We start from the raw sequence: 14,923 nt of genomic DNA, 5'->3' as shown, positions 1-14,923 counted from the left end.
CATCTTGATAATGATTATCATATTCATTAATATATTATGCGCGATGCAATAAAGCAACTTATTTTTCGAAAGAGACACAGCATCTAGCAGATCAATTTATAGTCCTTCTTATATATCATTCTCATTCTCGTTCATGGTCAAATGTATAAATGGATAAGCCCGATGAATGATAAGCAATATTCCCGGACCCCACAATGTGTTGACAAATAAAAGGAGGCCGCCGCGGCAGCCTCCTGATCGTAAAAGATAATAAATTTTATTTCTCCGCAGGCATCGCTGCGTTCAGCAGAAACTGTCCTTCCTTCTGAATGACGGCAATAGCGGCATCGAGCGTCTTGTCCTTCTTGACGACCGCCGCGATCTCGCCATTTTCCAGCTCCATCAGCTGATTCGTAAATTTGACTTCTGCTTCAAATCCCATCTTTGGCAGCTTGGTAGGCAGCGGAACCGAATGAAGGGCGTAAAGCTTATCCACCACAGGGTTTGCATCAAACTGCCGGTAGGCATTAAGGCTGGAGAACCCGTCATCCTGCAGATTGGCACGTACCTTCGCCATATGATCACTGTTCATGAATTGGATCACTTCCCAGGCTTTGTCCGCATTTGGCGATCCCGAGCGGATGCTCATAACGCTTGGTACATAGAGATGAACCGTGCGGTTTCGGTCAGCAGTGGTGACAGGCGGCGTCACTTCCCCGGTGTTGAATCCGGACCCGGCATACTGGCCGTGATTGGCCAGGGTCATGGCCGCTTTCCCCTGCTTAAACAGATCGGACTCCTCCATCGCTTCTTTCCCATACAGCTCCACCCCGTCCACGATCTCCGGCTTCACATCCTGCATCGCAAGTGCCCCGCTGCCATATAAATCGACAACCGATTGAAATATCGTTTTCCATGACGAAGTATTGATGGTCATCTCCCCGGTATTCGGGTTATAGGCCTGCAAGGCTTCGCTTTGCGCTAAGTTGGACAACTGGTCTGACGGCAGGCTGCTGAGTGACTGATGGTAACCAACTACACCATCCTTTGCTCCGCCTGCGCGGGAGAAGGTGTCAGCCAGTTTAAATATCTCCGGAAGCGTCATTCCGTCACTGGGCGGCTGAACGGCATATTTGGCAAATAAATCCGTATTAAATACAAGCACCTGGGAGTTAAATGCCGGTGCCAGGCCATACAGTTCCCCATTATCCGTTTGCTTGAGCCGCTCCATCACGCCCGGCTGAAAATCATCCTCCGACATCCCGCTGCCCGAAAGCCGCGCCGTTAAATTCTCCAGCAATCCGTTATCGGCTAAGGCCACATAATAACCGAACGCGCCTGTTATCAAATCCGGCTGTTCCTCCCGTATAAACTGCTTCAGCTGCTGCACCATATCCTGATTAACATCAACCTTCATTTCAACCAGCTTCACCGTTAAGTCTGGGAAGGCAGCCTCCAAATAATCACGGTACCCATACTCATAGCTGATTGCGGAATTGACGGCAATAACCAACTGGCTGGGGGTTTTCTCCTCTGAAGGTCCCTTCATGCAACCCTGCAGCAAGAAAACCATCACCAGCGAGGCCAGGCAGGCCATACTTGTTCTCCAGCTCAGCCGCGTAATCCTCATTTCTTCACTCCATACAGATCAACGAAGGCTTGTCCTTTTTTTTGCATGTTTTGGATCGCGGCATCCAGAGTCTGCTTTTCCTTGAGCACAGCCTGCAGCTCTGTCTCAATCATGGCGTTCTCCTCTTTATAGAAATCGCCCCGGTCGGTGAAGTCAACCGGCGTAAGCGTCGGCTGCTGGGAAAAGGCGATCTCCGCAAGCGGATCCGTATTGTATTTGAGACCTGACTGGTGGATGGACAATTTGCCGTCCGTTTTGGATATCACCTTAGCTACGCGTTCGCCCCCGATGAAACGGAGCATTTTCCAGGCTTCTTCTTTGATCTGCGAGCTGGCTGCTATGCTGAAGACCCCATCCATCCGCATAAAACCGCCCGATTCCCGGTTAGCGCTGTTTACGGGAGGCAGGACCGCGCTCCAGTTGAATTTGGCTTGATCGAATCGGGTCCTGTTGGCATACATATCGATCGCCATGGCAGCCTTGCCCTTGGCGAACAGATCCTGCTTCGCGATTGCTCCTTCATCAATGTATTTGACGCCGTCCTCTTCGCGAAGCTCTACGCCCTGAATCTTGACGCCTCCTTCACGTATCGCATTCACGCCCGTCTCCATCAGTTGGCGCCAGGCCGGCGTATCGATCAGATGTTTGCCCCGCTTCCAGTCCACAAGCTGCAGACCTTCCGTGCCGTTGAGCGTATTGAAGATAAAGGAATTCAGATCCTGCATCCATGGATCATGATAGCCGATAATGTCCTCTTCGCTTTTACCCGCTTGTTCAAACCGGGAAGACAGCTGCAGCAGCTCCTTCCAGGTCATCCCGCTGGTCGGAGGCTCAATGCCGAATTGCTTGAACAGATCCGCGTTATAGTAAAGCAAGGACGAGTCGTAATCAGGGGACAAACCGTATATTTTATGCTCCTGATTGTTTTTCAGCATTTTGACAACACCCGGCTGATAATCCGTCTCCACCATCTTCGAGCGGCTCATCCAATCGGTCAAATCCTCCAGCAGACCCAGATTGGCAATATGGTCATAATACGCAGGGGCTGAAATGATAATGTCCGGCTTGTTCTCCTCAATCAATTTTGCGTAGGCTCCCAGAGGATCCCCATCCTTGTAGATATCACCGGTTATCACAAATTCGATGGGGACGTCAGGGTAGACCAAGTCAAAATAGTCCTGATAATACCATTCAAACATCCTTTCGTCTCCCACCGCTACCTTAATAGCACCGACGGGCTTCTGCTTTGTGGAATCTTCCGTACAGCCGGACAGCAGCAGCAGAACGGTTAACCCGGCGAAAACAGACAGCCAAATGCCCCTCCAGTGTATCGGGGACGGCACCTTAAAGGTCACGCTCATGCCAGTTATGAAGTTTCTTATCATTGGGAAGCACCTTTTTGAAGAGCAGGATTCCCGCTCTGCACCTTCTCTTCCACGCTTCCCAGCGCTTTATCCGTCTTAAGCTTGCCTTCTAGCACTGCCTTCATGGTCAATGAGCCGCTCTTATAGATCTCACTCTGGATTTTTGGCAGTTCTTTATTATCGAACCCACGTTTAATGGAGGCTACAATTTGCTCCGGGTCAAGATTGGGCGGGTAAAAAGCTTTCCACTGCTCGGCAGGCAGAGAGGCTAGTAGTGTTTGTTCCATATAAACAGGCTCGCTGCCCGTTTTGCCGATCAGCTTCTTCGCATATTCCGGCCCTGCTGCGAATTTCACCAGTTCCCACGCCGCCTTCTCCTGCGTCGTCTTGGCATTGATCGCATAGATCGTATCGAGATAAAAGCCGACCGAGGTATCAACGGAACCCGGGACAACCGCCATCCAGTCCACATCGGAAGGATCCACCTGATATTGCATCAACTGATTCCCGTAGGAGTATGCATTGATGGACATCGCCGCCTTGCCTTGTGCGAAAGCGTCAAGCTTGCTCATTTTTTCCATTGACAGTCCGTTCGGGTACTTCGACCAGTCCAGCACATTGTCAATAATCCACCCGGCTGTAAGTCCTTCCGTCACCTTGTTCCACAGGCTGTTCCAGGCCGGGGTGTCCAGGGTCAAGCGGCTGCCGTCCGGGCTTAGAGTACGCAGTCCCGACATGTCCCCAAGCTGGTTGAACAAACCGAATCCGTTTCTGCCCGTTGAAGTGGTCAAGCCGGCTACGCCCGTACCGTTGAAACGCATCGCGGTCTGCAGCAGCTCTTCAACCGTTATGCCGTCTTTGGGCAGTTCAATATTATATTTCTCGAACAGCTTCTTATTGACAATGATGGCTTCCGTGCTGAAGATCGGGGCAAAGCCGTACAGCTCCCCCCCTCCCAGCTGACGGATAGTCTTGACTACCGGCTCATACATGGAATCAAGCTTGACCCCATCCTTGGAAGCAAAAGCATCCAGCGCTTTCAATTTCCCTTGACCGGCGAGTTCCTGAAATTGATGCGGCGTCAATCTGAGCACATCCGGCTGTTCTTTGTCGATCCATTCCAGAAGTTTATCCTGATCCGTATCCGGCGGTGTCGATAAGCTGAATTCCACTGAAGGATGACGCAGCACAAAGGGACGGCCGATATCCGACATGAAATTGCTGTATTTGTAGTCCTGGACTTTGAGTATGAGATCCCCTTCATCCTTCAGAGGATCGTTCGCCAGCGAAGACAGAGCATCGTCAGCATGGTCTTGCTGCAGGATTTGTTTCAAATCATCGCGGAACCACCAGCCTCCGCCGAACAAAAGGACGATGCTCAGTACAGCGGCGGCGGCCCGGAATGGAAATCTGCGTTTGGTTTCTCTCATGCGAATGCGTTCCCTCACTTTACGTTCAAGATCTGAGGTGAACCCGCTTCGAATTGGAGGCCTCTCCGCCAGCCGGCGCTCCCAGTCATTTACCGGATCTTTCATGTCCACTTTTCCCCCCCGGTTAACACGGCATCCTCGTCGAGCTTGCGGTTAACCGCATTTCTCGCCCGGTGAAGCCTTGATTTCACGGTGCCGGTCGACACTCCAAGCATGTCCGCCATTTCATTCATCGACAGTCCGTAATGGATGCTCAGCAGCAGCACCTCGCGCAGCTTGGGAGGCAGCTTCAAGACGACCGCCCAGACCTGTTCGGTCATAAGCTTGTCGATGGTCTCCCGTTCAGCTGAAGGATGGGACTGCTGGGCTTCATAACGGCTGGGCATGAGCGTAACACGGCGAATCCAGGCCGACCGCAGCACGTCGCGCGCCGTGTTGCGGGTAATGGCAAGCAGCCATGTTTTCACTGACGATTGTCCCCGGAAATTATACAAATGCTCAAATACCTTGATGAATACCTCCTGGGAAATATCGTCGGCCAGCTCTCTTCGATGTGTCATGAAGAAGGCGAAGTTCCAGACGTCCTTGCCATATGCCTGCATGAGTTCATCCAGCACGGCATGACGGTCCAGGCCGCCCTTGACATGTTTCAAGTAATCGAACTGCAACTGTGTTCACCTCGCAAAAGTAGACGGATGAGTAGAATAATAGTTCCGTGACTGTTTCAATCGATTATACAATGAATGAAGACCGGGGGGTGATAAAATCATTGCAGAGCTTGCTGCTGGCAGCAGTTGAACATGGGAAGCGGACGTGTCTGTCGCAGCAGATTATGGGAGCAAGCAGCGAAACTTAAAAACCGGCAGCCATTGGACTGCCGGTTCATAAGTTTCTAATCTATTAACCCCGTTGCCGTAAATAACCGTTCCGGCTCTTAGTGTAAGCCCATCTCCGGGGCAGCCTGCTGATTGGACGCATGCTCGGGCGCTTTATGCTTGAAGATGGGAATCAGCACCAGCACGCCGATAAACATGACGACTCCTGCTCCGGCATAGATGCTGACGAGCGGCAGAACCGTCTTGATCGGGCCGGCGGATGCCATCATAATGACCATCATCCCGACGAACATGGGACTGAGCACCCCATTTACCCGTCCGACATGGGATTCCGCCGACCATTGCAGCATCATGGTGCTGATGGCTACCTGAATGATCGGAAAGAACAGACCGTTCACGAACTGCAGGACCAAGGTCAGGGTCACATTCGTTGACAAGCCGATAGCTGCCGTACAGAGTGCTCCCACGATCATTCCCAACGCCAGCAGTTTCTGGGGGGATACCCGTTTGGCAATCCATACCACCGACGCGCCGCCGACCAGCATGGCGCAGCCGTTCACCATAAGGATGAACTGCAGAAATTCCTTCGGCTGGCCGAGGCGTTCCGTGACTACAAACAAGCCAAGCGTCTGCGCAACACCGATGCTTAATCCGGCCAAGGCGAACACGGCGCATAATGTTCGAAGCACCGGACTCCGCCATACATAGCGGAAACCTTCGGCCATCTCATGCATGACCTTGCCGGTCCCGGCGGTCTCGCTTTTGGATTTGATATCGGCTGGAAGCCGGAACAGGACCAGCGCGGATAACACAAAAGCGACGCCCATTACGCCGATTGAAATATTGATGTCAAAATTCTGGTAAACAATAACGCCGAGCGTCGGACCGATGATCATGAAAATCGCAATTAATGTCTGAAATATGGCCATGGCGTTCTGCAGCTGCTGCGGATGGATATGCTGTTTGAACAGCTTCATGACCGAAGGCTGGGAGAACTGCGACATAATGGCCGAGACGAAGGTGGCAAAATAAACCGCCTCCCACGTTTCAAACATAATCGTCAACAGGACGATAAAGACCGAAGCGGCCGACATGAAATCGCACCAGATCATCGTCCGCTTGGGGCGCCAGCGGTCAGCGAACGTTCCGCCGATGAAGGAGAAAATAAAGATCGGGGCGAATTCAGCAACCGATATCAGCGATACCGCAATGGGGTCGTCGCCTGTTTTGTCTGTGACGTAGAGCAGAACAGCGAAGTTGCGGACCCAAATTCCGATCTGCAGAAGAATATTTGATAATAATACCGTTTGAAAAAAACGGTTGCTGAGCAGCTTGCCGCCTGGTGCGTGGGCTGCGGTAGAGGTGGACATTTCAGTTAGCTCCTAACAATTTTTTTGAATGCGGCTGTTAAATTAATCATCTTTCTTGGGCTGCTTATGATAACCCTGCGAGTCATAGGGCTGCAACCGGTCAAGCCATTTCTGTTCCAATTTCTTCAGTGCATCCCTGTAGCCCATCACAACATTCCGCTGTACGCCTCCTCCGGGTACCGTAATATCCTTGTAATCATTCCGGACCTCATCGCCCAGCTTGAGAGATTCCAGCACCTCAAATTCAAACTGCTTTCCTCCGTCGCGCTTCCAATCCGCCTGCAGTTGGGAGTTACGGTGCGAGCCCATATTCAGGATAAACAGCTCACGCTGCCATGCCGAGTCCAGCGTTGAGGTCGTGGCGATGTAGCGTTTGCCGTTTGCGAGGTTTCTTATCTGAAAAACTCCCATTGCTCTCTTGCGGGAGGCGAATTCATTCTGTAATTCCTTTCGTCTGTCCATGTTCTAAATTCCTCCTGAATGAAATTATACGGTAAGCCAATAAGAGCTGCCATCGGTCTCACGACTGAGAAAATGATAATCCACCAAATGGCGCCGCAGCGTCACGTAATCCTCGCTCAAAAAACGCTTCAGGATCTCATTGACCGCTGCTTCCGAGTACCTGCGGCCTTTCTTGAAGCTTGTCGCAATATGGCGCAGCAGCGCGGCTCTGCGCTTTTCCTTGCGCGGGAGACCGGTGAGCGGCCCTTTCAATCCGTAGGGCAAATATTGCGCCAGCAGTTCGGTATATTCCTCCTGTGTCAATGCGTACCGTTCATCGACCTGCGGGGCAGCCCGGTGAATCGGCATGAACTTCGCTTCGCCGGGGAGCGCGGCTTCCATCAGCTCTATAGTAGCCAGAAATAATTTGGCCTGTTTGGCTTTCTCCTTGAGAGCAAAACGGTGATTCCGGATCGTCGAGGCGCTTCCCGCACCTGTAAGCTTAACCGTCTCCGCATCTGACAATCCGGATGAAAAAGCGCCGATGAGCTGTTTTTGCAAATCCGTCAGACCGGTAGCTTTCTTATCCAGTTCAAGCAAATAATCCAGCATGGAGCCATGGACTTGACAGATGTGATGACGAATATATTTACGGGCTTCCATATAACGGTCGTCAACAGGAAAGACGTCGCCGTCCTCAAACGCCTCGCCGCAAATCAGGCAATAGTAGCTTGCCGTGGCAGCATCGAATACAAAGCCGTTCTTCAAGTCCTGCAGTGATGCGCTATAGAAATATTCCGACACATTCATTCCAAACAACTCCATTTAAAGTTAGTTATAACAATAGACATAATATCATTATGTTTGGTTTTTTTCAATAAGCAAGATTAATATTTGTTTACGGCTTCATCTCACTTTATAATTAGAGCTTGGAAGAATATCCATGACGGGAGGAGTCGGTAAGATGAACGGTCAGACGTTGTATATATTTGCAGGTTCCTATGCGGAATCGGAGAATAGCGGCCTCTATGTGTACCGCTTTGATGAGACGACGGGGAAATTATCCCTTGCCCATGAATACACGGGACTTAAAAATCCGACCTTTTTGAATGTCGATCCTGCTAACCGCAGACTATATGCGATCTCGGAAGCGGCTGATCCACAGGGCAACAAGACGGGGGAAGCGGCCGCTTTTGCGATAGACCCCTCTACCGGGGCATTGAATCTGTTAAATAAGGCGCCGACCGTCAATGCGCCGACCTGCCATATTCAACGGGATCCCCGCGATCAATATCTGATCGCAGCGAGCTACCACGGCGGTATGATCGGCCTGGTGGCCTTAACGGCAGATGGCCAGGTGGGAGAGCTTGTCGATGTGAAGCAGTTCGAAGGAAGCGGACCGCATCCGGAGCGCCAGGATCAACCGCACCCTCATTCATCTTTCTTCAGTCCTGATGGCAACTATCTCTTCGTGCAGGATTTGGGACTCGACCGCATCAGCAGCTACACGCTTGATCCGGCGGCCCGGACGCTTGAGCTCCGACAGGAAATAAACCTTCATCCCGGGGCTGGACCGAGACATCTGGCGTTCCGTCCCGATGGAAGATACGCTTATGTGATTAATGAAATTGATTCCACCATTACTGCTTTCACCTACGAGGCCAAGAGCGGTCCGCTATCAATGGTTGAAACCGTCTCGACCTTACCGGACGGGTTTCAAGGGGAGAACAGCTGCGCCGAAATTGCCGTTTCGGAGGATGGACGTTTTCTATACGGGTCCAACCGCGGCCATGACAGCATCGTTGTCTATGCAATTAATGAAGAAACAGGCAGACTGACCCTGGTGGAGCATACCGATGTTCAGGGGGCCCATCCGCGGCATTTTGCACTTACCCCTGGAGGCCGTTACCTGATTGCGGCTAACCGCGATACGAATAATATCGCCACCTTCCGGGTAGACCGGGAATCAGGCAAATTGCAATATACCGGATGCAGCATCGAGGTGTCCAAGCCTGTTTGTGTCCAGCCTTTTTATTTCTAGCAGAAGGCAGAACCTCAAGACAAGCAGAGTTGTTTATCCATGACAGGGAGGCACGGCAATTTCGCGCGATTGGCGAACTTGACCGTGCCCTTTTTTCGAAATATACGGGTGTCGGGTTGAATATCTATTTTGTCCCGGGAAATTTTTTACATTCCCACCTTGAGCGCGCCAGAAGCCGGTCCGGGATACATCTATTATCGCCTATCCTGCAGTTCTTGCCTTTGAGTCAAAACTGAGGAGGAAGGAAAATTTGAAAGTATAGCTCTTTTTTTGAGCATAAATCAACCATAAACGAAGCTTTTGTTAAGAAATAAGCTTACTCCGGCGGACGCAGCGGCAAATCAAAGCGGGCCATTCCCAGATCCCGATGAGCGTTCCCCCGATTAATTGCATTGACAGGTTCTTTGCAGGCATCGAAGCCGAGCCACAGCTTGCCATCCGCTATCAGACAGGAAGGCAGCCCCACTGCCTGCGTTACCCATGGGATATTGGAAGCATCCAGCACAACCGCTTTATCTTCCGCATTCCACTCCGAAAGGCTGGGACTCCAATAAACCCAGACCGCTTCGGTAAATTCCTGACCCTTCTCATCGCGCCCTACATGATTGACAAACATAAACCAAAGCGCGCATGCCGGTTCAAAATATAAGCTTGCGTTCTCAAGCTGCTCCTCCAGCGGAAGCAGCGGCTCCGGCGACAGTTCCCATGGACCGCTTGGCGAATCCGATACCGCTAGCCCTATCGTCCGGTAATAGTCCGGCCCTGTCGTGCTTGCGCTGTAGAAAGCCAGGTATTTGCCGTCCTGATGGATAATATACGGCGCACAGATGCAGCCTTCATTCCAGCTGCCTACTCCGCCAAGGGTGAATAAGTCCGTGGACACCTTCGTCCATGGCCCTTCCGGCTGATCCGCTACGGCAAGGCCTGTCCGGTAAGGAAGCGCCGGAATGTAAAAGGGAGCTCCGGATGTATTTTCAACCGATACATAATAGAGATACCATTTGCCTTCGAAACAGAAGGTCGGGCCATAACATGCCCCACCATGGTCCACTTCCCCCGCAAGACCTGGCTCCAGCTGCTCGCCACGCTTCTCCCAGTGAATCAGATCCTTCGAAACCGCTTGACAGCAGCTCCAGCTTTTCTCGCCATTCCCGTCATAATGCATATAAAATAACCCTTCATGTTCAAAAAGAAAAATCTCCCTTGCTCCGTTACTATCCATTCTGTCACCGTGCTCAAGCACAGGCGTGGGGTGGATGTAATCGGGTTCGTACCTCCTTAAGGGTGCAGCGCTTACATTTGTATTTACCTTCACGGTGTCTCATCCTTTCCAGAAGAAGTGGGGTTAATGTGAAAAAAATGACGATGATCCATTCTTTAAGCCGCCTTAAAGACTCGATCATCGTCATTTTTCGCAAATGCGTATTTCCGTTTATCCGGCTTGATCTTCGTGACCGGCTTGACTCCATGCCAACTTCCCCGTTCTATTCTCGGGTCCAACACACCTTGTTGTATCCGCTTCTCCATTTTCTTCCTTGCAGCGCTCTTGCTCATGAAACTCCACGCTCCTTTAATTCGATTGGGTCCAGCTATGTGTAGTATACGATCAAACCGAGGGTTTGTTCAAGGGTCAGGAATGAAACATTCACAACCAGCAGCTAATACATAATGAATCCGGCCGAAAACGCCTCCCCCCCCTAAGGATTGCAACATGCCGAAAAGACGCGGTGTGCCTGCAGCACGGAAAAACCTTGCTGCAGCGGCACTTTACGCGATGGTACTGCTGTAGCAAGGAAAATCCTTGCTTCAGCTCCCATCATATTCGCTGTTGCAGCTCATTTGGCCTGCAGCACGGAAAAACCTTGCTGCAGCGGCATTTTGCCCGATGGTACTGCTGTAGCAAGGAAAATCCTTGCTACAGCTCCCATCATATTCGCTGTTGCGGCTAATTTAGCCTGCAGCGATTCTCGGCCTGCGCGCATTAACCGCGCCTGCCTGCCGCGCCTGCCAGGTAGATCCGCGCAGCGTTCTCGGCCGCGCGCGCCAGCAGCGGCCGTGCGCCGGCAAGCGCATCTTCCAGGCCCATCGGGCCGTCGACGATGCTCAGCAGCGCGGTGACGCCTTGCGCATATAAGGCGTCGACACCGGGGCCGAGCCCGCCGGAGATGCATATGGCGGGCACTCCGTGCTTGCGGGCAAGGCCGGCAACACCGGCTGGCGCTTTGCCGCCGGCGGTCTGGCCGTCGGTACGGCCCTCGCCGGTCAGGACGAGGTCCGCGCCCGCAATAATCTCCTCAAGGCCGGTAATCCCGGCAATGAGGGAGAAACCCGGGCGCAGCGCGGCGCCAAGCAGTGCCGCGCAGCCTGCGCCCATGCCACCTGCCGCTCCGCCCCCTGGCAGGAGATCCACCTGCGCGCCGATCGAGCTGTGCAGCACGGAAGCGAAACGGCGCAAGCCGCGGTCAAGCCGTTCAACCGCGGCCGCATCCGCGCCTTTTTGAGGCGCGAATACATGCGCCGCGCCCTGCTCGCCATACAGCGGATTGGTAACGTCACAGCATACCGTTACCTCCGTTTCCGCAAGCCGGGCATCCGCAGCAGAAGCGTCAATGGCGGCCAGCCGCTCCAGCTCGCCTCCGCCAAACCCTAGCTCGGTTCCCGCATCGTCCAGAAAGCGGAAACCTAATGCTTGCGCCATGCCCATGCCGCCATCGGTCGTTGCACTGCCACCAAGCGTTATCATGATCCGGCGGCTGCCCTGATCCAGAGCATGGCGAATGAGCTCCCCTGTTCCGAAAGTCGTAGCCGCCAGCGCATCACGTTCGGATGTTTCAAGCAGCGGCAGTCCTGATGCTGCCGCCATCTCAATTACAGCCATGCCATCGGCAAGCATCGCATAAGAAGCATCTACGGGATGGCCAAGCGGGCCGGCAGCCTTCAAGCTGTGAAGCTCCCCTGCAGCGGAAGCCAGCAGAGCCTCGATTGTCCCTTCCCCGCCATCAGCGACAGGGAAGAATACAACATCGGCATGGGGGGCAGCGCGCCTAACCCCCTCGCCCATGGCTTTGGCAACCTCAATGCTGCTCAAACTCCCCTTAAATGAATCCGGAGCTATTACAACCTTGAACGTTCCGCAGGATCGATTTTGTCCTGAAACTTCCATAACCTATCCCCTTTCTATCGGTCTTGCAACGTAAAGCCGCCCATCACACATTGACGGTGAAATCCCGCTTTCTCCTATGCGCCATTACAATCACTACCTTTTAGCCGGCATGTCATCCCGCCGGTCGGGGGGCAGCAGAATAGCAAGAAGTCCGATCAGCGGCAGCACGCTGGAGTACATCATGACGTTCGCCAGTCCCCATACTTCCGCCGCTTTCCCAAGCACAACCGCTCCAAGTGCCCCCATCCCGAAGGCAAAGCCCGTGATCAGCCCCGAAGCCATGCCGACTTTGCCCGGCAGAAGCTCCTGTGCATATACAACGGTTACCGAGAAGCCCGACATGAGGATAAAACCCAATACGAACGCAATCGGATACACCCAGCCAAGAGCTAAATGAGGGAGCAGCAATGCAAATGGCGCAGAACCGCCGATGGACAATAAAATCATTTTCCTGCGTCCGATCCTGTCCGCCATTACACCTCCGAAGAAGGTACCCAAAACGCCTGCGGCCATAAACAGAAAGATGGGAACCTGCGCCGCCCGAATGGAAAGCCCGTAACTGTTCTCCACATAAAACTGGTAAAATGTCGAAATACCGCTGACATACCAGGATCTCGCAAAAACGAGCAGGACCAGGATGGAGAGCGCCGCTGCTACAACGGAACGCTCCCGTTTGTCTTCCGCATTCATTACCTTGTTCACAGCCCGTTTGACAGGTTTGCCATAAAGCGTCAGCTGCTTTTTATACCAGGGCACGACTTTCAGCAGGATAATAATAGCCGCCCCTGCAAGCAGCGTCCCCCACACCGCGCCTCGTTGTCCAAGCGGAACGAAAATAAAAATTGTCATGAGCGGAGCCAACGAGCTGCCAGTATTGCCCCCGACCTGGTAGATGGATTGAGCAAGCCCGCGCCGTCCTCCAGCTGCGAAGAATACCACCCTCGAACCCTCCGGATGAAAAACTGCAGAGCCAAGCCCGACAAAAACAACGGCCAGCAGCACAAGCCAAAAACTAGGCGCATATGCGAGGCCTGCCATTCCAATCAGGCTCATGCCCATGCCGGCCGGCAGCATCCACGGCGCAGGCTTCTTATCCGAAATAAATCCGACCAGCGGCTGCATCACGGATGATGTCATATTTAGTGTAAAAGCGATCCAGCCTATCTGTCCATAAGACAGCTCGAGCGATTTTTGCAAAATTGGAAATAAGGCCGATACCACAGCCTGCATCGTATCGTTTAACATATGAACGGAGCTGATGGCAAACAAAATAGCATATAAGGTGCCCGTTTGAACTGCGTTTGTGCGCACTTGCGAAGTCGTTGACAATTGATTAACCGCCTTTCACCCTCTTACTGCAGAAAGATCCATTTTCAGACTGGATATATTTCCCGGGCAATTCAAGAAGAAACGGCTGTGCCATCCTCTGACGACAAAATTAGTTTCTTCCCTTTGACATTATAGAAACTTATAAAAGTGAAACCTATACATTCAATAAGGTCCAAACAGTTCCCGCTAATATCTGGAAATGAAAACGTTGACACAAACCGGTAAGGTCGTTAAACTTTGAGTAGAATTAGCTTAGATCATAGGAGGAATCTCCATTGCCGATAATTCAAATGTCCCGATATAAGGCGCTCTCCTGGATGCGCTTAGCCTCATATGTCTGTCTGGCGGCTTCTTTATTGAGCGGCTGCTCCCTGCTTCCCGATGAGGAAGAGACTCTTCAGCCTCCCGTTCAGGTGAAGAAACAAACCAACCATGAAACTGCTCTTGTCAAGAAAGGAAGCATCGAAAAATATCTGTCCACAACCGCAAGCGCGCTCTCCAGCAGCAATACATCTGTCTCATTCCCGGAGTCCGGCGGTCAAATTAAAAAGCTGTTTGTTCAGACCGGCGAACTGATAACAGCAGGCTCCCCCATAGCGGAGCTTGATACAGGTGATCTTCAGACCCGCATCAAGCTGCAGAAGCTGACTGTGGAGCAGAAGCAGATTATCTACTCGGGTGCTGTCAAAACCGGTTCAAGCCCGAAGGATTCCCGCCTCGCTCAGATTGATCTTGACCGGGAGCAGCTTATTCTTGCTTCACTTGAGAAGGAGTACAACAAATCCTTGCTCCTTGCGCCTGTAAGCGGTAAAATCACTTACCTTTCGGTACCCAACCCGGGTGAGGGCGTAACGGCTTTCCAGACGATCGCCACCATCGCTAATCCCGATGCCATTGAGCTTATTTACGAATCTACCGATGTCAAAAATATAAATGGCGTCAAGAAGGACACTGACGTGACCATAAAGTACAAGGATAAAACCTATCAGGGAAAAGTCGCCCAGACCCCAGCCACCGCTCCAAAAAGTGATGATCCCATCCTCCAGAAACGAAATGCCAAAGCTTTAATCATTGCTTTCAACTCGCCTAAGCCAACGATTGAAATTGGCGATTACGTCGATATCAAGCTATTTATTGAGAAGAAAGACAACATTCTCATTGTTCCGCGATCAAGCCTGCGCACTTTTCTCGGACGCTCTACCGTTCAGGTGATCGACGGCGAGCGGGTGAAGGAGCTGGATGTGGAAACAGGGCTGATGACATCGGCTGAAGTGGAGATTACAAAAGGACTCGATGAAGGACAGAAGGTTATTCTGGGCTGATGCAAGCGGTGCTAAACC

The 14,923-nt window shown here is 52.2% G+C and carries 14 protein-coding genes; 2 read left to right on the top strand and 12 right to left on the bottom strand.

Annotated elements, in window-relative coordinates; all coding sequences use genetic code 11:
- Positions 1-256 precede the first annotated feature (256 nt).
- From IEY46_RS00175 to IEY46_RS00145, 7 genes are all read right to left on the bottom strand, one after another.
- Positions 257-1,609: an ABC transporter substrate-binding protein gene (locus tag IEY46_RS00175; RefSeq protein WP_188987990.1), complete on the bottom strand. Its 1,353-nt coding sequence runs from the start codon at positions 1,607-1,609 to the stop codon at positions 257-259.
- Positions 1,606-2,994 (bottom strand): ABC transporter substrate-binding protein, encoded by a 1,389-nt coding sequence (locus IEY46_RS00170; RefSeq protein WP_229749960.1) that lies wholly within the window; start codon positions 2,992-2,994, stop codon positions 1,606-1,608. The genes IEY46_RS00175 and IEY46_RS00170 overlap by 4 nt, the downstream gene beginning before the upstream one ends.
- Positions 2,991-4,508 (bottom strand): ABC transporter substrate-binding protein, encoded by a 1,518-nt coding sequence (locus IEY46_RS00165; protein ID WP_188987981.1) that lies wholly within the window; start codon positions 4,506-4,508, stop codon positions 2,991-2,993. The genes IEY46_RS00170 and IEY46_RS00165 overlap by 4 nt, the downstream gene beginning before the upstream one ends.
- Complete coding sequence (locus IEY46_RS00160; protein ID WP_229749959.1) at positions 4,505-5,071, bottom strand: RNA polymerase sigma factor; 567 nt, start codon at positions 5,069-5,071, stop codon at positions 4,505-4,507. The genes IEY46_RS00165 and IEY46_RS00160 overlap by 4 nt, the downstream gene beginning before the upstream one ends.
- A gap of 266 nt (positions 5,072-5,337) precedes the next feature.
- A complete protein-coding gene (locus IEY46_RS00155; RefSeq protein WP_188987978.1) occupies positions 5,338-6,609 on the bottom strand; it encodes an MFS transporter in 1,272 nt (423 codons plus the stop codon).
- 42 nt (positions 6,610-6,651) lie between these two features.
- Positions 6,652-7,071, bottom strand: coding sequence for a GIY-YIG nuclease family protein (locus tag IEY46_RS00150; RefSeq protein WP_188987976.1), 420 nt, complete (start codon positions 7,069-7,071; stop codon positions 6,652-6,654).
- Between the two features lie 24 nt (positions 7,072-7,095).
- On the bottom strand, positions 7,096-7,860 hold the full coding sequence (locus IEY46_RS00145) for a DUF2087 domain-containing protein (RefSeq protein ID WP_188987974.1): 765 nt from the start codon (positions 7,858-7,860) through the stop codon (positions 7,096-7,098).
- Between the two features lie 154 nt (positions 7,861-8,014).
- Here IEY46_RS00145 and IEY46_RS00140 point away from each other — a divergent pair, with 154 nt between their 5' ends.
- Positions 8,015-9,091, top strand: coding sequence for a lactonase family protein (locus tag IEY46_RS00140; RefSeq protein WP_188987973.1), 1,077 nt, complete (start codon positions 8,015-8,017; stop codon positions 9,089-9,091).
- Between the two features lie 316 nt (positions 9,092-9,407).
- Here IEY46_RS00140 and IEY46_RS00135 read toward each other — a convergent pair whose 3' ends face one another.
- The 5 genes from IEY46_RS00135 to IEY46_RS00115 form a co-directional block, all read right to left on the bottom strand.
- Complete coding sequence (locus IEY46_RS00135; RefSeq protein WP_188987971.1) at positions 9,408-10,406, bottom strand: glycoside hydrolase family protein; 999 nt, start codon at positions 10,404-10,406, stop codon at positions 9,408-9,410.
- A gap of 62 nt (positions 10,407-10,468) precedes the next feature.
- Positions 10,469-10,645, bottom strand: coding sequence for a ribosome rescue factor BrfA (gene brfA, locus IEY46_RS00130; protein WP_188987969.1), 177 nt, complete (start codon positions 10,643-10,645; stop codon positions 10,469-10,471).
- 281 nt (positions 10,646-10,926) lie between these two features.
- Positions 10,927-11,073 carry a hypothetical protein gene (locus IEY46_RS00125; RefSeq protein ID WP_188987967.1) on the bottom strand — a complete coding sequence of 49 codons (147 nt, stop codon included), beginning with the start codon at positions 11,071-11,073 and terminating at the stop codon, positions 10,927-10,929.
- On the bottom strand, positions 11,073-12,254 hold the full coding sequence (locus IEY46_RS00120; RefSeq protein ID WP_188987965.1) for a glycerate kinase: 1,182 nt from the start codon (positions 12,252-12,254) through the stop codon (positions 11,073-11,075). The genes IEY46_RS00125 and IEY46_RS00120 overlap by 1 nt, the downstream gene beginning before the upstream one ends.
- Before the next feature lie 93 nt (positions 12,255-12,347).
- On the bottom strand, positions 12,348-13,583 hold the full coding sequence (locus IEY46_RS00115) for an MFS transporter (RefSeq protein ID WP_229749958.1): 1,236 nt from the start codon (positions 13,581-13,583) through the stop codon (positions 12,348-12,350).
- A 275-nt stretch (positions 13,584-13,858) separates the two neighbouring features.
- Between IEY46_RS00115 and IEY46_RS00110 the strand changes: the two genes are divergently transcribed.
- Positions 13,859-14,905 carry an efflux RND transporter periplasmic adaptor subunit gene (locus IEY46_RS00110; protein WP_188987963.1) on the top strand — a complete coding sequence of 349 codons (1,047 nt, stop codon included), beginning with the start codon at positions 13,859-13,861 and terminating at the stop codon, positions 14,903-14,905.
- The last annotated feature ends 18 nt before the right edge of the window (positions 14,906-14,923 follow it).

This window comes from Paenibacillus nasutitermitis, assembly GCF_014641075.1.
In the GTDB taxonomy this organism is placed as follows: Bacteria; Bacillota; Bacilli; order Paenibacillales; family Paenibacillaceae; genus Paenibacillus_Z; species Paenibacillus_Z nasutitermitis.
The sequence above is the reverse complement of the archived record's forward strand: the minus strand, read 5'-3'. Positions and strand labels throughout refer to the sequence as shown.